This window comes from Caballeronia sp. GAWG1-5s-s, assembly GCF_023631445.1.
In the GTDB taxonomy this organism is placed as follows: domain Bacteria; phylum Pseudomonadota; class Gammaproteobacteria; order Burkholderiales; family Burkholderiaceae; genus Caballeronia.
Map to the genome: position 1 here is coordinate 291,441 of NZ_JALQDC010000033.1, position 16,603 is coordinate 308,043.

Sequence of the window (16,603 nt, forward strand, 5' to 3'; positions counted from 1 at the left end):
TTCACTTTCTGCCGAACCACGCGATGCCGCACTCAAGACAACTCCATCTCGGCGCGTTCATGCGCCCGGTCAGCCTGCATACCGGCGCGTGGCGCTACCCCGGCGCTTTCCCCGACGCCAACTTCAACTTCCGTCACTTGAAGCGCTTCGTACAGACGCTCGAGGCGGCCTGCTTCGACGCGTTCTTCATGGCCGATCATCTGGCCGTGCTCAACATGCCGGTGGATGCGTTGAAGCGCAGCCATACCGCCACTTCGTTCGAACCGTTCACGCTGCTTTCCGCGCTCGCCGCCGTGACCGAACGCATCGGGCTGGTGGCGACGGCATCGACCACGTTCGACGAGCCCTATCACATCGCGCGCCGTTTCGCGTCCCTCGATCACTTGAGCGATGGCCGCGCCGGGTGGAATCTCGTCACCACGTCCAATCCCGATGCAGCGCGCAACTTCGGCCGCGAGGAGCACATGGAACATGACGAGCGCTATCGGCGCGCGCGCGAGTTCTACGATGTCGTCACGGGCCTCTGGGATAGCTGGGCCGACGACGCCTTCGTGCGCGATACCGAAAGCGGCCTCTTCTTCGACCCGGAGAAGTTGCACGTGCTCGACCACAAGGGACCGTATCTGTCGGTGCGCGGGCCGCTCAACATCGCGCGGCCGGTGCAGGGCTGGCCGGTCGTGGTGCAGGCGGGATCGTCGGAAGCCGGCAAGCAGCTGGCCGCCGAAACCGCCGACGCCGTGTTCACCGCGCAGCCGAGCCTCGCAGCGGGCAAGCGGTTCTATGCCGATGTGAAGGGCCGCGTGGAGCGCGCCGGCCGCGCGCGCGAGCATCTGAAGATTCTGCCGGGCGCGTTCGTCGTCGTCGGCGACTCGCGGGACGAAGCGCAGGAGAAGCGCGCGTTGCTCGATACCTTCGTGCACGACGACAGCGGCTTCGCTTCGCTATCGATCGCGCTGGGACACGATGTCTCGTCGTTCGATCCCGATGGCCCTTTGCCCGAGATACCCGAGACCAACGCGAGCCGGAGCGCGCGGGAACGCGTCATCGACATGGCGCGCGCGGAAGGGCTGACTGTTCGCGAACTCGCGCGGCGCGTGGGCGGCTATTCGGGCTTGCAGATGGTCGGCACCGCGACGGATATCGCCGACGAAATGGAGCAGTGGCTCGTCGAGGAGGGCAGCGACGGCTTCAACGTCATGTTCCCGACCTTGCCCGCCGGACTCGATGACTTCGTCACGAAGGTCGTGCCGGAGTTGCAGCGGCGGGGCATCTTCCGGCGCGCCTACGAAGGAACGACCCTGCGAGAGCATCTGGGGCTGCCGAGGCCGGGGAATCGGTTCTTCGAGGCGCGGTGATTGGGCGAGGCTTCGGGGCGGGACGGCGGATGTTCGCCGCGTTGGTGCGGGCATCGGGCGGATGTCGGTTTCAAGGAACCGCAACGAGTTCATACGCCGACGGTTATTCAGCACCGTCGCTCGGAACGTCCGTCGTACTGCCGCGCGTGACTGACCATCCAGCGCCGCCATGCGCTTCGCTCTGAAGATCCTCCGCAATGAAGTCGACGAACGCGCGAATGCGATTCGACAGCTGATGCCGTTGCGAATACACCGCGAAGATATCGGCGTTCGGCGTATCGTGATCGGGAAGGACGGCGATTAATGAACCATCGGCAAGATACTGCCTGATGTCCCACTCGGCCCGCATCAGAATGCCGTGTCCCTCCAGTGCCCACTTCACGGCGATCTCGCCGTCGTTCGTCGTGAGCGTGCCTTTGATCCGCACGGCCTCGGTCTTGCGCGACGCGCCCCGGCCGGAAGTCAGACGCCACACGCCATACGCTTCGTCCCCCTGCCGAATCCCGATGCAGTTGTGGCGCGTCAGATCGTGCGCGGTAGTCGGCAGTCCGTGCTTCGCGATGTACGACGGCGCGGCACACAGCAAGCGTCGATTGCCAGCGAGACGCCGCGCGACCACTCTCGTGTCGGGCGGCTCGCCGAAGCGGATACAGACATCGAAGGTGTCGTCGGTCAGCGGCGGAGGCGTGACCGATAGCTGAAGCTGCACCGAGACCTGCGGATATTTCCCGACGAACCGCGAAATCGCCGGCGCGACATGACTGCGCCCGAAGCCGAGCGTCGCGTTCACTCGCAGCAAGCCTCTCGGGTGATGTTTAGCCGTGCCAAGCAATTCGGCGAGCTCGTCGATCTCATCGAGGATCCGGCGCGCATGTTCGAGATAGAGCTCGCCCTCCGGGGTCAGCATCATCCGGCGAGTCGTGCGATTGATCAGCGCCACGCCCGACCGGTTCTCCATCTGCGTGAGGCGCTTGCTGATTGCCGCTGGCGTCAGCCCTAATTCGCGAGCCGCGGCGCTTAAGCTGCCCGAGGCGGCGAGTGTCGCGAAGAAGCTCAGATCGGACGGCTGGACGGCGTCGCTCAAGCGTTCACCTGTGAATGCACGTTAAAGATGCTTTGAGTTTAGCACCGGTTTTTGCGTCCCGAGCGGGGTAAAGTTCAGCTACACACGACACCTGAAGGACGCAGACATGAAGACGTATCGCATCGCGACCATCCCCGGCGACGGCATCGGCAAGGAGGTCGTACCCGCTGGCGCAGAAGTGCTCGAAGCGCTTGCCAGGACCACGAAGTCATTCGCGTTCGAGTTCGAAAACTTCGACTGGGGCGGCGACTACTACCGCAAGCACGGCGTCATGATGCCGGCGGACGGTCTCGATGCGATCCGCGACAAAGATGCGATTCTGTTCGGCTCGGCGGGCGACCCGCACATTCCCGATCACATCACGCTGTGGGGCCTGCGCCTGAAAATCTGTCAGGGCTTCGATCAGTACGCCAACGTGCGTCCAACCCGCATTCTGCCGGGCATCGACGCGCCGCTGAAACGCTGCAAGCCGGAAGACCTCGACTGGGTCATCGTGCGCGAGAACTCGGAAGGCGAATACTCCGGCGTCGGCGGGCGTGTGCATCACGGTCATCCGATCGAGGCTGCGACGGACGTGTCGATCATGACACGCGCGGGCGTCGAGCGAATCATGCGTTTCGCGTTCCGCCTCGCGCAATCCCGTCCGCGCAAGCTGCTGACCGTCATCACCAAGAGCAACGCGCAGCGTCACGCGATGGTGATGTGGGACGAGATCGCACTCGAAGTCTCGAAGGAGTTTCCGGACGTGAAATGGGACAAGGAACTGGTCGACGCAGCGACGGCCCGCATGGTCAACCGCCCGGCGTCGCTCGACACGATCGTGGCCACGAATCTGCACGCCGACATTCTCAGCGATCTCGCCGCCGCGCTCGCCGGCAGTCTGGGCATCGCGCCGACGGGCAACATCGATCCTGAGCGCCGCTATCCGTCGATGTTCGAGCCCATCCACGGTTCCGCGTTCGACATCATGGGCAAGGGTCTCGCCAATCCGGTCGGCACGTTCTGGTCGGTCGTCATGATGCTGGAACATCTCGGCGAATTCGAGGCCGCGCAGCGCGTAATGCAGGCGATCGAAGCGGTGACCGCGGACACGTCGCTGCATACCGGCGACCTCGGCGGCACGGCAACGACCGCGCAGGTGACGGCAGCCGTCTGCGCCTTCATCGAGAACGCGGCCGCGCCGGCGGCCAATGCGGCGTAGATCGCGGCAGCGGCTTCGGCAAAAGCCTGTCCTCGTCTTCGCCCGACTGGCGGCGGTGGCCGTCAGACATCGCGGCGGTGAAAGTGACTGTCCAGCAGATCCGTCACGCGCCATACCGAACAGGGCCGCCGCACGTGGCCATCGAAACCGGCTTCTTTCAAGGTCGAGATCGAATCCAGCGGAAAGATGTTGCTCATCGCGAGAATGAGCAGTCTGCCGGCATGATCGTCCCTGCGCACGCTGCGAACGAACGCATAGTGAGAATCCGCGTCCAGCCGGGTGTCCAGAATGAGCGCATGCGGGCGCCAACTCTCCATGTAGCGCCGTAACTCGGTGATTCTGCTCGCGTGAACGACCTGATACTTCTTCAGTGCCAGCAGCAACGTGAGCGATGCACCGATCGTTTCATCCCGGTGACCGATGAGGATCCGCCAATCCTCGGTCGGCCCATCGGTTTGCGCACCTGTTCTCCAGAACGCACACTCCTGCTCATCCTCCAACGGTACGCGGCGCGTCATAAGTCCCCCTGCCTGCTTCGCCCTGTCCTAGTGCTTGCGCAATCCGCGCACCACGACCGGGCTGTGAGCGTCACGCTCGTTGGCTTGGGACCCGGGGTACCAGTTCGGCATGCAGCCAGCACGCGAACTGCAAAAAGCACTCCAATCGGAGACCGCTGAGTCGGTGATGTAGACACTCGTTTGCCATGCGATCGTCGCGTTCGACTGTGGCTGACAGAGTCGTTTCCTGCGGACGTCCGTGCGGCTTCTTTGGGCGTGGTTTGCAATGCCACGAGCGACTGAGCGTTTTGCGAGCGTTTGAGAGCGCGCGATTGGCGGGCTCGCGAACGGTCATTACCTCGGCGAAGTCGGAGCGGTGCCAATAAGATCTATCGCGTGTCACGTGCCTTCGTCGTGGACAATAGCGCCGACTATTAGACGACGAGAGGCGCAGTGACAAGACCGAAGCCGACGCTTCAGCGAGCCACGCATTCATCGATCACGGTCGAGAGCAGCGTGCGCCGTCCCGTAGCCTGCATCGAAAAGCGGTGTGAAAGACTTGCAGCTCTTGCAAACGCGGCAGCCAGCGTGATTCTGCGCGCGTCCAGCCGATAACCGGCATGAACGTTGCGGAGCAAGTCCGCATCTGAAGACCAGTCCACGTATGAGGAAACGGATGAGCGAACTTACGTTGAACGACCTTGCAACCAGAATGGCCGAGATCGATTTCGCGATGCTGTCGACCCGTTCGCTGAACGGCAAGATCGCCGCGAGGCCGATGAGCAACAACCGGGACGTGAAGTTCGACGGAGACAGCTACTACTTCACGCTCGAAAAGACGCATATGGTCCAGGAGATCGAGGCCGATCCTGTCGTTGCACTGACCTTCACCGGCAGTTCGAAGCCGGACGGTGCGCCGCCGTTCTTCGTGGCCGCGGAGGGCCGCGCTGAACTCATCCGCGAGAAGCCGGCAATGAAAAGCCACTGGAACGAAGATATCGAGAAGTGGTTCGCAGAGGGCTTTCAGACGCCCGGTATCGTTCTCATCAAGGTGAGCGCCGAGCGCATCCACTATTGGGCGGGCGAAGACGAGGGCGAACTCACTCTCTGATGTGAGCGCATGGCTGCCTCCCGTAACGCATAAAGCCGGACCGAACTACGGGCCACCGTTGCGCGCGGCGGCTCGTGCTCGACGTGGGAGTTGAATCCGTTCTCCAGTGTTAGCGCATCGAATGCGAACTCGCTCTCGAGTCCTGATCGAGCCGGATAAACACCCGCGCACGAGTCTCTTCGAACCGGCCGTCTAGTGCCGCGTCATGTCCCTTGATGATCGCATTGGCGATATACAGACCCAGTCCCAGCCCTCCTCGATTGTTGGCTTTATCGATGGACCCGCTCTTGAAAGGATCGAGCAGCTTTTCGAACGAGACGCTGGGACGTTCGCGCAGGCAATTGCTCACCTCGACGACCTGAGTGGTCCCGTGCACCGACGTGGTCACTTCGATCGGCTGCGAGATGTCCCCGTGCTGGCGGGCATTGCTGATGAGATTGGTAAGTGCCTGGCTGAATCGGTCCGGATCGATAAAGGCGTCGCCGCCAATGTCGGTCAGCCGGGTCGATATCGTCACGCCCGGATGAGCCAACTGGTTCTGCTCCACGGTGGTCTCGATCACGTCGCGCAAGGAGACGAACTGTCGTTTGAGTCCGAGCCCAAGACCGGAGCGAATGCGGCTCACATCCAGAATGTAGTTGATGAGGGATTGCATCCGTTGCGTCGAGCCTTCGACACGACGGGCCGTATCGACCGATGACGCCAGGCCACGGCCCATCAGCAACATGGCCATGTTGATTGCCTGCAAGGGATTGCGCAAATCGTGGCCGAGCGTCGCAAGCAAGGTGGTCTTGGCGCGTTCGGCTTCTCGCATGCGCTGCAGCGCGACGTCCTGAAGAATCGCCCGCAATTCACGCGCAGCACGCAGATTCGATTCGGTCCAGGGGCGGCAGGAGCCTGTGACGACCTGCTTCCATACTTCGAAGGAACCGCGAGGCGTGAGCCTCGGTCCGTTCGGACCCTGCGCCACGACCTTCTCGGTCGGGCCGGCCCAATTGATGGTCTCGACGAGTTCGTGGCGAACCCACACGATCGCCACCGGAACGTCGCCTCCGACGTGGATGACGAGGCATCCGGCGGCCGCGCCGCCTTCTGTGCGAATGGGTTCGAGGTCGTTCAGATCGCGCGTCCAGGAGGCTGTCGCGAGCATGTCCTGTCGGGCGTCGACGACGCGCGCGACGAGCGACACGATCGACTCGCGATGCGCGACTTCCATTCCTTTGAGCGGTACGACTTCCTGATCGACGACGGCGAAGGCATCGTCACAATCCACGAGCGCGACAATCGCGGGCGCGGCCGCGGTGAGACCGGCGATGAGATCGTCGGCTCGCGTCAGATCGAAGGCGACGCGCTGCCCCAACTCCTGCGTCTGGTGGTCGTGCGAAAGGCGCAAGCGCGCTTGCGTCTGCGAGACGAGGATCGAGACGACCTGCGTGAGGACCGTGCATGAGAGCCGTACTGCGTGCGAAGCCCTGTACGGTCGCATATGGTGACACGCGAACAATCCCCACAGCTTGCCGTCGACAATGATCGAGACGCTCATGGACGCGCAGACGCCCATGTTGCGAAGATACTCGATGTGAATCGTCGACACGCTCCTGAGCACGGAATGGCTCAGATCGAAAGGCGCGTTGGTGTCCGGATTGACACCCGGAACGATAGGAACGGGCTTGGCTGCGACTGACGCGATCTGCCGGATCGGATTGAGCGTATAGAGACGACGCGCTTGTGCTGGAATGTCGCTCGCGGGATAACGTTGGTGCAAGTAGGGCGTCAGGTCCTCGCGCTTGGCTTCTGCAATCACTTCTCCGCTTCCGTCATCCATGAAGCGATAGCCCATGACGCGGTCGAAGCCGGTCATCGCACGAATAGCCTGCGCCGTCTCTTGAAGCAGGTCCGCGACATCGTCGTACTGTTTGGCCTGCAGGCGCTGGATCGCCCTCTGGCAATAAAGCGCGAACTGCGAGGCGCTCGGGGTGTCCGGGGGCACTCGCTCGAACTCGACCACCAGCACGCCGGCCGAGCAATGAATGACGAGGTCGAAGCAATCGCCGAGCGGAGACTGCCATTGCGAACTCTCTGCTGCAAGAGGCGGGTGCTCGAGTGCGTTTCGAATGGCTTCACGTGCGCCATCGTCGAGATGCGTTGCGGTCAAAGCGCATCCCACAGCGGGAAGCGGACCGAGGAGCGACGGCGCGTTCTCGCTCAAAGCGACGAGCTTGCCGTCTTTCCCGAAGCACAGAAGGGCGCCGTGCGGCTGGATATGGCCTAGGGCGTGAATAGGTTCTTGATCGCAGTTCGCAACGTTCTCTGGAAGCGTCGCGTTTTCCAACGGAAGGGATGTTGTCATTGGACATTGAAAGGGGCGAACGAATGGCCATTCGTTCGTCAGCGCTCAGCTGATCGCTTTTCGAAAAGGTCGGCATCGCAACTTTTGTTCCGCATCTAAAGATATCGTGAATGCTTTCAGAGAACGGCGGGATGAAGTGCGTTCGAAAGCTACCAGCATTGTTCCGTCGCATTTTTGTCGACAGGCTGATGACGCCGCCAACCAAAGAATCTGCTCGCGAAACCGTTTGCGCTCAATGAACGCAACCCGACCAGTCCCGAACGAAGTGTTATTTCCCTTTCCAATAGACGCTTAGTGCAACTGCTTCAGGGCGAGTACGTTCGTGCCGTTATGAGAGGTTAGAAAACATTTCTCTCTCATGATTCAGTGCTTGCCAATGATTTTTAGCGACCAGCGGCTTGTTCGCACCACGCGCATAGCCGTTTTCGGCTTAAGCATGCTGGCTTCGTTGCCCGCTTGCGCCGACGACTCACGCAGCATGTTTACGCTGAGCGGCTTCGGCACGCTCGGCATGGCGCATTCGACGCTCGACACGGCCGATTACATCGACAGCTCGCTTCAGCCGAACGGCGCTGGCGCCACGCGGAAGTACGATTTCCAGAGCGATTCGAAGCTGGGCGTGCAACTGTCCGCGCATTTCACCGACAAGCTGTCCGCTGTCATTCAGGTGCTCGCGCAGCACGAGTACGACAACTCATTCAAGCCGCGTCTGGAATGGGCGAACGTCAAATACGCCTTCACGCCGGACTTCAGCGTGCGCGTGGGGCGCATCGAGCTGCCGACTTTCCTCAACTCGGAGTATCGCAACGTCGGCTATGCGTTTCCCTGGGTCCGCCTGCCGGTCGAGCTGTACAACACGCAGCCGCTCACCAACAGCGACGGCGCGGACGTTTCGTACCGCTTCGGCGCGCGCGGCGTGTCGAATACCGTGCGCGTGGCGTACGGCTACACGGTCTTGCATGTGAATCCCGGAGCATCCCGGACTGAGGGAAAGGGCATTCTGAGTCTCGACGACACCGTGGAGTTCGGCAACTTCACCGGACACGCGGGCTACCAGCACGCGACCGTCAAGTTGTCGGTGCTGCCCGACGAGCCGGTCAACGTCTACACAGTCGCCGCAAGCTACGACCCCGGCCGATGGTTCATGCAGGCAGAGCTTGCCCGCGTGACGACCGCGCAGGTCACTCCCGGCTACGTCAGCGGGTATTTGACGGGCGGCGTGCGCTATGCGAAAGCGACGTTCTACGCGACCTACGCCGAGGAACACAGCCTCGATCACACGGTCGCGATTCCGAATTACAACAACGGTCAGCGCGACGTCTCCGTCGGCGTGCGCTGGGACTTCGTCAAGAACGTGGACCTGAAGGTGCAGTTCGACCATGTCTGGCTGCCCTCGAACTCGACGGGCACTTACATCAACCAGCAGCCGGGCTACACACTGGGAAGCGGAAGCAACGTGTTCTCAGCCGCGCTCGACTTTGTGTTCTGAGGAGCCGACATGTCGCTGCTCGCACACGCTAAGTCAACCGCGATGGCCGTCGTGCTCGGTCTGTCCGCGTCTGCCGCAATGGCCGATGTGGTCGTCGTCGTTTCGGCGAAAAACGCGGTGACGTCGCTCACCGAGAACCAGGTCGCCGATATCTTCCTGGGCCGCACCGGCTACTTTCCATCGGGCGAGGAAGCCGTCCCGCTCGACCAGCCGGAAGATTCGGCGTTGCGGGCGGACTTCTATCGCGACTGCACGGGCAAGTCGGCATCGCAACTGCGCGCTTACTGGTCGAAGCTGATCTTCACCGGACGCGCGCAGCCGCCGCGCGAACTCGCCGATGCCGCCGCGATCAAGCGCTACCTTCAATCGCGACCGCAAGCCATCGCGTACATCGACAAGAAAGATGTCGATGCGAGCGTGAAGGTCGTGCTGGCTCCGCGTCCCTGAGCCGCCGTTCATGATCGATCTCGACAAGACCCGCGTAGTTGCATCGCTCGTCGAAGGCGTCGGCGGACGGGCTTCGTTCGCTCCGTCGCCCGGTCCCACGGGTCGCGGCGAACGCAAGCCGCGCCGCGCGCTCGAAGCGCACGTGCTGATCCCGGTCTTCGCAGGCTTCCTGCTCGCGATCATCTGGACGCTCGTGCTGCAATTCCTCCACACGCAGCATCAGGCCGCCGAAGTGGCGGCAGCCGAGTTGAGCCGCGAACTCGCCGATACGTACGAGGCGCAGCTCGTGCGCAACCTCGCGACCATCGACCAGACGCTGCGCACCGTGCAGTTCGCGTACGGCGCGAACGGCGCGAGCAGTCTCGCGCGGCTGGAAGAGCAGGGGCTGCTGCCGTCGTCGATCGTATTTCGCATCGCCATCGCCGATGCCAACGGGCGGCTCGTCGCGACGAATCGGCCAGGCATGCCGAGCGATGCATCGAACGAAGCGTGGTTCTCCGCCCAGCGCGATCGCCCGTACGACGCCCGCGCGCCGTTCATGAGCCGCGTGGCGCAATCGGGCAAGGACGGCGCGCCCGAAGTGACGTTCAGCCGGCGCCTGCGCGACACGAGCGGCCGCTTCGGCGGGGCGGTCATGCTGTCGTTCGATCCGGCGTATCTGACGAGCAACTACGATGCGGCGCGCATGGGCAAGCGCGGGCTGCTCGCCGTGCTCGGCGCGGACGGTGTCGCGCGCGCGGAGCAGATCGGCGAATCGTCGTCGTGGGGCACGGCCTATGCGGGCGACGCGCTCGCCACGGTGCGCGACGCGTCGCAGCAGGCTATCGCGCGTCCGTGGGACCGGGGCGCACGCCGCTATACGAGCGTGCGCGAGTTGCCCGGCTATGCGCTCACCGCCGTGGTCGGTCTCGATCAGAACGAGCAACTCGCCGAATTCGGCCAACGGCGGCGCGCAGACTTTCTATGGACGGGCGCGCTGACTCTCGCCGTGATCGCGATTGCCGCCGCACTCAGCCGGTCGAGCTGGCAACTGGCGTTGAGCCGGCGGCGCGAACGGCAAGCCCAGCAGACGTACTTCGCGGCCTCCGAGGCGAGCATCGACGCGTTCCTCGTGTTCAGCGCGGTGCAAGGTCAGGGCGACGTCATCGACGATTTCGTCTTGCAGGCGACCAACCGGCGTGGCGTCGAAATTCTCGGCGTGCCGCGCGAGAAGCTGATCGGCAGCGCGCTCGACGAAGCCTTCGCCGGCGCGCGCGCCGATGGCGTGCTGGACGAGTTCGTCGCGGTGGCGAGCACGCTCGAAGTGCGCGAGCACGAGTGGCAGCAGCGCCGCGCCGACGGGCAGACGCTGTGGCTGTATCGGCAGGTCGTGCCGGTCGACGGCGGCGTGGTGGCGATCGTGCGCGATGTCAGTGCTCGCAAGTCGTCCGAGGCGCGGCGCGTCGAGCAGAGCCGCATTCTGGAGATGATCGCGAAGAGCGTGCCGCTCGATGAAGTGCTGGATCGCATCGTGCGCGGGCTTGAATCGCAGATTCCGGGCGCGCGCTGCGCGGTGTTGCTGCGCGAAGGCGGCAGCCATCTGCTGCGCGTCGGGGCGGCGCCGAGTCTGCCCGAGACGTTCCACGAGGCCGTGGGACAAACGCGCATCAACGCCGACGCGCGTCTGAGCGGCAAGGCAATCTACACGCGTCAGCCGGTGTGCGTGGTGGACGTCGCGCGCGATGCTGCCGTGGCGAGCGAACTGGCGATCGCCGGTCTCGCGGACGTGCGTTCGAGCTGGGCGTTCCCGGTGCTGTCGGCGGACGGCGCGGCCGTCGGCGAGGTGACGGTCTACACGCACGGCATGCTTCGCCCGAGCGAAGCCGAATCGCAGGCCATCGCGCTCGCCACGCGCATCGCGGGCATCGCCATTCAGCGAAGCCTGGCCGAGGAGCGCATCCGCCACATGGCGAACCACGACTCGCTGACCGGACTGCCGAACCGCACGCTGCTGTCGGATCGGTTGAAACAGGCGCTCTTGCAGGCGCAGCGCTACGGGCGCGGCGTGACGACGATCTTCATCGATCTCGACAACTTCAAGCTCATCAACGACAGCCTCGGACATCGCGCAGGCGATGAACTGCTGCAGACGGTCGCCGAGCGCATGTCTCAGACGGTGCGCAGCACGGATACCGTCGTGCGGCTCGGAGGCGACGAGTTCGTGATCGTTCTGCTCGAAGACGATCAGAGCGGCACGGGCGTCGTCGAAACCGTCGAGCGGCTGCGCGAGGCGATTCTTCAGCCCGCGAAGCTGCAAGGGCAGAACTATCAGGTCAGCTGCAGCGTCGGCTATGCGAGCTACCCGAACGACGGTCGGGACGCCGACACGTTGCTGATGAACGCCGACGCCGCGATGTATCACGCGAAGGAACAGGGGCGCAACAACTGCCAGGCATACACCGCCGACATGAACCAGAAGGTTCACGAGCGCCTGCGATATCAGGAACAGTTGCGTCACGCGCTCAGCAATGGCGAGTTCCGTCTCGTCTATCAGCCGCAGGTCGATCTGGACTTGCGCGTGATCAACGGCATCGAGACCTTGCTGCGCTGGGATCATCCGACCGATGGCGTCGTCTCGCCCACGACGTTCATTCCGATCGCGGAGGAAACGGGGCTGATCCTGCCCATCGGCGACTGGGTGCTGCGCGAGGCGTGCCGGCAGAACAAGGCGTGGCAGGACGAAGGACTGCCGCCCGTGACCGTGGCCGTCAACGTGTCGGCGCGACAGTTTCTGCAAAAGGGACTCGCGCAGCAGGTGCAACATGCGCTCGATGAAAGCGGCCTCGCGCCTGAATATCTGGAACTGGAGATCACCGAGAGCGTCATCATGCAGGACCTCGACGGCGCGATAGGGACGATGTGCGATCTCCAGGCGATGGGCGTGAAGCTTTCCATCGACGACTTCGGCACGGGCTATTCGAGCCTCTCGGCGCTCAAGCACTTTCCGATCGCGCGCCTGAAGATCGACCAGTCGTTCGTGCGCGAACTGCCGGGCAGGGCCGACGACCAGGCAATCGTCATGGCGGTGATTTCGCTCGGGCGTCAGCTCGATCTCAAGGTCATTGCCGAAGGCGTCGAAAGCGATCAGCAGCTCGCGTTCCTTCGCGAGAGTGCCTGCACGGAAATACAGGGCTACCGATACAGTCGCCCGCTCACGCCCGATGCGATGAAAGCGCTGTTGCAGCAGCCGTTCTCGTGGCCGGAAGCGCAGCCGGAATCTCAGTCAGAAATATGCGAAGCAGCGACGGTTGCGCATTCATAGCCGTTATAAGCGAAAGACTCGCGATCGGTTCGCTTCGCGCAGCGACGCACGGTGATCGCGCAGTCTTTCGATGACCGTCATCGCTGAGCACACGGGCGTGCAATCAAAGTCGGGCGAGTTCAACGAGTCGCGGCCCTTGCAGCGCAACGTATGCCCGATCTCGAAGCGACGACGGAGAGCACGGCGGAAACGGCCAGACTGCCGCCGATGCACATCATGGCGACGACGAGCGCCCTCGCCAGGGTCGACGAATCCGGCGAATTCCCCGCGACACTGAAGAACACGCCGCCGATGACCGCGACGCCCAGTGCCGCGCTGATTTGCAACGCCGAATTCGTGATGCCCGCGATCATCCCGGAACCGGTCGCCGGCGCGCGATTGATGACCGAGCGCACGAGCGTCGGCAGCGCCCAGCCTTGACCGAATCCCAGCAGCGCGACCGCCGCGATCAGCGGAACCTGAGCCGGCATCTGTCCGGGCGCGCCGCCCACGAGCGCGGCAAGGAGCAGGCACCCGGCGACTTCGAGCATCATGCCGATGGCAGGGACGCGGTCGCCGAAGAGGCGAATGGCGAGCGGGGTCGTGAGCGGCCCGATGAACGCGCCGACCCCGAACGGCAGGAAAACCAGCCCGGTCTCGAATGGGCTCATGCCGAGTCCGGCCTGAAGGTAGACGGAGAACGTCAGAAAGAAGGCCGAGACGACGTAGAAGAAGAGCACGCCTGTGAGCCCGCTCATCAGGCCCGGTCTGCGGACGAGCTCCATGCTCACGAGGGGCACGCCGCCTCGACGGGCGTAAGTCACCTCATACCGGCAGAAGCCTGCCCCGGCCACGGGGCACGCGATCAACATTGCGCAGGCCCACCACGGCCAATTCAGCTCGCGCCCTTCGACCAGCGGCACGATAAGCAAGCCCAGGGTGAGCGCGCAAAGCAGCACGCCGATGCGGTCGACAGGTGCGGGGCTGTCACCGCGGACGTCGGGGAGCAAGGGCAATCCAAAGAACAGGACGGCGACGACGACGGGCAAGTTGATCAAAAAGACGACGCGCCATTCCAGGTGAAAGACGTTCGCGGAGATCAACGCACCGCCGAGCGCCTGCGCGGCGACGGCAGCGAGTCCCACCGCCGCGCCGTAGAGGCCCAGCGCGCGCGGGCGTTCTTTCTCCGGGAACAGGGCGTGAATGGAGGCCAGTCCTTGCGGCGCCATCGCGGCGGCGCTCAGGCCCTGCGCCACGCGGCCGAGGATCAGCATGGCGGGCGACGATGCGAGGCCGCAGATCACCGATGTTAGCCCGAAGCCCAAGACGCCGATCAGGAAGATGCGCCGTCGGCCGAAGAGATCGCCTAGCCGTCCTCCGGTGATCAGGAAGACCGCGTAGGCCGCGGCGTATCCGGAGATGACGAGTTGCAGTTCAGCAGCGTTCGTGTGGAGCGTGCTTTGAATGGAGGGCAGCGCGACGTTCACGATGAAGAAATCGAGCGGAGGCAGAAACGCGCCCACCAGCAAGACCGCGAACGCCGACCATCGACGCGTGGAGGAGGTTGTCGTATGCATGAAGTTGGCTCCGCGGACCGCGTCAGGCCGGACGGCCGAAGCGTTCCGTTCCCATGACCGGATGCCAGTTCTGAAGCGGCGTGGCGTAGTGCATGGTGAAGGTGCGTTCGAGAAATGCCCAGCGGCCTTCGCGCCGTTGATAGACGTCGCGGTACTGGCCGCTCACCTGGAGCGGGCCCTGATCGACGTCATAGAAAAGACAGTCCGCCGCTACCACGCCGTGGCCGTTGTCACCGTCTACCGTAATCAGGGCGTTCGCCATCCAGTGATGCATGTGAGGCATGCGCTTCATGTTGATGCGTGCTTGCGCCAGGATCGCCTCCAGGCCCTCGGAGTTGCCGTTCGCGCCCAGGAGCAGTTTGGAATCGGGATGCCAGAGCGTGGCCAGCAGGTCGATGTTCATGGTGTCGAACGCCTCGGCGTAGCTGGCGATCAGCGCGTCGATGGCAAAGCGGCTTTCGATGGCGTCAAGGCGTGCTTCGAGTTCTTTGGACATGGGATAATTTAGATACCGAGTGGTATAAAAATAAAGAAAAAAATGCGGGGTTCGTGTGGTGACCCCGCGCTGCTTCGGATTAGATACCGAGTGGTACAAATATAGAGGCGCGCCGAAGGGCGTGTCAACCGCATTTTTTTCGGCGCTGCCATGCTCAAGCGCTCTCAAGCCGCGACTTGATCGAACATTGTGTATCGACTAGTATGTATATTTTCACTCACGGGGATGTTCATGGTTCAGCGGGGCCGGCCACGCACGTTCGACCGCGATGCGGCGATCATTTCGGCGATGCACCTGTTCTGGGAACATGGCTATGAATCGACGTCTTTATCGCAATTGAAGGCGGCGATGGGCGGGGGCATCTCGGCTCCGAGCTTCTATGCGGCCTTCGAGTCCAAGGAGGCGCTGTACAAGGAGGCGCTGGAGCGATACATGGAGATTTACGGCAAGGTGACCCGGAGTCTCCATGACACGTCGCTTCCGCCACGGGAGGCCGTGTTCCTGGCGCTGCTCCGGTCGGCAAAGATGCAGACTGAAAGCGGCCACCCGAAAGGCTGCATGGTCGCGCTGGGTGTCGTCGGAGCCAGCTCCGTCGGCAGCGAAGCCGTCACCCAGTTGCTTCGCGAGGTGCGCAGTCGCACGCGCGCCGGCTTTCGCGCCTGCGTGGCGCGCGGCATCAAGAGCGGGGAACTGCGCAGCAGCACCGATGCGGCATCGCTGTCCATCGCGTTCGACTGCTTTTTCCAGGGACTCTCTGTGCTCGCCCGCGATCGCGTTCGGTACGCCGTCATCGAGAAGGCCGTGAACGACGCGATGGGAATGTGGGATGCCGCACGCGACCGGCCGATGCCTAAGGACATCGGCGCAACGTAGTACGGACCCATTGTGCCTGAGCCCCCCGCCTTGCAAGCCCTCACGTCGTCACGCGGGAGACTGACAGGACTCCGCCGCGAGCAGGCTCAGCACGAGCAGAATGGCGTTCTGATTGTCCGCGCTGATCGCAATGCCCAGCACGCCGCATATCCATCGTCCGATCTTGGTCTGCGCGAAGTCTTCGCTGTGCGCGGACTTCTTCAGCGTGACGCCGAGCTTCACCGCACGATAGTGGTACGAAGGAATGTGATGCCGCGATGCGATGCCGAACAGGCCGCCCTTGCCGCCCGAACACCAGCCGAGCGTGCCCGCGAGCACGAGCTGTTCGTACTTGTCCAGTCCGCCGATGAACTGGCGCGCAAGCTGCCGCACGCGCGCTTCGTCGAGCCCGTGCTGCATCAGTACTGACTGAACGGGATCGTCGACTGCGTGCGCGTGCTCGTCCACCTGCTCGCCGATGCCTTCCACTTCCATCGACACATCGCGCTGATTGCTCGCGCTGCGCAGGCAGTCGATCAGAAAGCGCCTGAAGTAGGCACACACCGCATAGCCGCTCGACGGCGCGCTCTGGTCGCTCGCGTGCGATTCGGTATGGCCGGGTTCGAGGCGCAGCACTTTCGAATAGATGAATTGCGCAATGAGTTCTTCCTTGTCCTCGCGCAGCGCTTGCAGCTCGGGCGGGTAATAAGAGCGCAACGCGCTCTTCACGAGGGTGTAGATCGACACCATCTCATCGTGGGAGAGATGCGTGCGCCGCCGCCACAGGTCGGTGAGCATCGAGCTTGCGCCGCTCTCCTGGACGGCGTTCATGGTCAGAGTCTCCATCTCGTCAATCCCCCAATA

The 16,603-nt window shown here is 63.3% G+C and carries 13 protein-coding genes; 7 read left to right on the plus strand and 6 right to left on the minus strand.

Features of this window, described 5'->3' with window-relative positions; translation table 11 throughout:
* The first annotated feature begins 23 nt into the window (after positions 1-23).
* Positions 24-1,355, plus strand: a complete 1,332-nt coding sequence (locus NCR34_RS25520; RefSeq protein WP_248323940.1) for an LLM class flavin-dependent oxidoreductase — start codon at positions 24-26, stop codon at positions 1,353-1,355.
* A gap of 103 nt (positions 1,356-1,458) precedes the next feature.
* Here the strand turns inward: NCR34_RS25520 and NCR34_RS25525 are convergent, their stop codons facing one another.
* Complete coding sequence (locus NCR34_RS25525) at positions 1,459-2,439, minus strand: LysR family transcriptional regulator (protein ID WP_248323941.1); 981 nt, start codon at positions 2,437-2,439, stop codon at positions 1,459-1,461.
* 106 nt (positions 2,440-2,545) lie between these two features.
* Between NCR34_RS25525 and NCR34_RS25530 the strand changes: the two genes are divergently transcribed.
* Positions 2,546-3,640, plus strand: a complete 1,095-nt coding sequence (locus NCR34_RS25530; RefSeq protein ID WP_248323942.1) for a tartrate dehydrogenase — start codon at positions 2,546-2,548, stop codon at positions 3,638-3,640.
* Positions 3,641-3,702: 62 nt separating this feature from the next.
* Here the strand turns inward: NCR34_RS25530 and NCR34_RS25535 are convergent, their stop codons facing one another.
* Positions 3,703-4,158, minus strand: coding sequence for a response regulator (locus NCR34_RS25535; protein WP_248323943.1), 456 nt, complete (start codon positions 4,156-4,158; stop codon positions 3,703-3,705).
* Positions 4,159-4,813: 655 nt separating this feature from the next.
* On the opposite strand from NCR34_RS25535, the gene NCR34_RS25540 reads away from it, so the two are divergent.
* Complete coding sequence (locus NCR34_RS25540; RefSeq protein ID WP_284506690.1) at positions 4,814-5,248, plus strand: pyridoxamine 5'-phosphate oxidase family protein; 435 nt, start codon at positions 4,814-4,816, stop codon at positions 5,246-5,248.
* A 109-nt stretch (positions 5,249-5,357) separates the two neighbouring features.
* On the opposite strand, the gene NCR34_RS25545 is transcribed toward NCR34_RS25540, so the two are convergent.
* Entirely contained in the window at positions 5,358-7,598 is a 2,241-nt protein-coding gene (locus NCR34_RS25545) for a GAF domain-containing protein (protein WP_248323945.1), read from the minus strand.
* 436 nt (positions 7,599-8,034) lie between these two features.
* On the opposite strand from NCR34_RS25545, the gene NCR34_RS25550 reads away from it, so the two are divergent.
* The 3 genes from NCR34_RS25550 to NCR34_RS25560 are packed head-to-tail and all read left to right on the plus strand — an operon-like array spanning position 8,035 to position 12,835.
* Positions 8,035-9,087, plus strand: coding sequence for a porin (locus tag NCR34_RS25550; RefSeq protein WP_502800125.1), 1,053 nt, complete (start codon positions 8,035-8,037; stop codon positions 9,085-9,087).
* Positions 9,088-9,096: 9 nt separating this feature from the next.
* Positions 9,097-9,534 carry a phosphate ABC transporter substrate-binding protein gene (locus NCR34_RS25555; protein WP_248323947.1) on the plus strand — a complete coding sequence of 146 codons (438 nt, stop codon included), beginning with the start codon at positions 9,097-9,099 and terminating at the stop codon, positions 9,532-9,534.
* A 10-nt stretch (positions 9,535-9,544) separates the two neighbouring features.
* The gene (locus NCR34_RS25560) at positions 9,545-12,835 is read left to right on the plus strand and encodes a bifunctional diguanylate cyclase/phosphodiesterase (protein WP_248323948.1); all 3,291 of its coding nucleotides are present in this window, start codon (positions 9,545-9,547) and stop codon (positions 12,833-12,835) included.
* Between the two features lie 119 nt (positions 12,836-12,954).
* Here the strand turns inward: NCR34_RS25560 and NCR34_RS25565 are convergent, their stop codons facing one another.
* Together NCR34_RS25565 and NCR34_RS25570 are read right to left on the minus strand one after the other, a co-directional pair.
* Positions 12,955-14,391, minus strand: coding sequence for an MFS transporter (locus tag NCR34_RS25565; protein WP_248323949.1), 1,437 nt, complete (start codon positions 14,389-14,391; stop codon positions 12,955-12,957).
* A 22-nt stretch (positions 14,392-14,413) separates the two neighbouring features.
* Positions 14,414-14,887 (minus strand): nuclear transport factor 2 family protein, encoded by a 474-nt coding sequence (locus NCR34_RS25570; protein ID WP_248323950.1) that lies wholly within the window; start codon positions 14,885-14,887, stop codon positions 14,414-14,416.
* Positions 14,888-15,118: 231 nt separating this feature from the next.
* Here NCR34_RS25570 and NCR34_RS25575 point away from each other — a divergent pair, with 231 nt between their 5' ends.
* A complete protein-coding gene (locus tag NCR34_RS25575) occupies positions 15,119-15,760 on the plus strand; it encodes a TetR/AcrR family transcriptional regulator (protein WP_248323951.1) in 642 nt (213 codons plus the stop codon).
* A gap of 48 nt (positions 15,761-15,808) precedes the next feature.
* Here NCR34_RS25575 and NCR34_RS25580 read toward each other — a convergent pair whose 3' ends face one another.
* Positions 15,809-16,570 (minus strand): hypothetical protein, encoded by a 762-nt coding sequence (locus NCR34_RS25580; RefSeq protein WP_248323952.1) that lies wholly within the window; start codon positions 16,568-16,570, stop codon positions 15,809-15,811.
* Positions 16,571-16,603: the final 33 nt, after the last annotated feature.

What these genes read in the sequence shown, in the direction of transcription:
- NCR34_RS25520 (WP_248323940.1), top strand. Translation starts at nt 24, where the DNA reads ATGCCGCACTCAAGACAACTCCATCTCGGCGCGTTCATGCGCCCGGTC.
- NCR34_RS25530 (WP_248323942.1), top strand. Translation starts at nt 2,546, where the DNA reads ATGAAGACGTATCGCATCGCGACCATCCCCGGCGACGGCATCGGCAAG.
- NCR34_RS25535 (WP_248323943.1), bottom strand. Translation starts at nt 4,158, where the DNA reads ATGACGCGCCGCGTACCGTTGGAGGATGAGCAGGAGTGTGCGTTCTGG.
- NCR34_RS25540 (WP_284506690.1), top strand. Translation starts at nt 4,814, where the DNA reads ATGAGCGAACTTACGTTGAACGACCTTGCAACCAGAATGGCCGAGATC.
- NCR34_RS25545 (WP_248323945.1), bottom strand. Translation starts at nt 7,598, where the DNA reads ATGACAACATCCCTTCCGTTGGAAAACGCGACGCTTCCAGAGAACGTT.
- NCR34_RS25550 (WP_502800125.1), top strand. Translation starts at nt 8,035, where the DNA reads ATGCTGGCTTCGTTGCCCGCTTGCGCCGACGACTCACGCAGCATGTTT.
- NCR34_RS25555 (WP_248323947.1), top strand. Translation starts at nt 9,097, where the DNA reads ATGTCGCTGCTCGCACACGCTAAGTCAACCGCGATGGCCGTCGTGCTC.
- NCR34_RS25560 (WP_248323948.1), top strand. Translation starts at nt 9,545, where the DNA reads ATGATCGATCTCGACAAGACCCGCGTAGTTGCATCGCTCGTCGAAGGC.
- NCR34_RS25565 (WP_248323949.1), bottom strand. Translation starts at nt 14,391, where the DNA reads ATGCATACGACAACCTCCTCCACGCGTCGATGGTCGGCGTTCGCGGTC.
- NCR34_RS25570 (WP_248323950.1), bottom strand. Translation starts at nt 14,887, where the DNA reads ATGTCCAAAGAACTCGAAGCACGCCTTGACGCCATCGAAAGCCGCTTT.
- NCR34_RS25575 (WP_248323951.1), top strand. Translation starts at nt 15,119, where the DNA reads ATGGTTCAGCGGGGCCGGCCACGCACGTTCGACCGCGATGCGGCGATC.
- NCR34_RS25580 (WP_248323952.1), bottom strand. Translation starts at nt 16,570, where the DNA reads ATGAACGCCGTCCAGGAGAGCGGCGCAAGCTCGATGCTCACCGACCTG.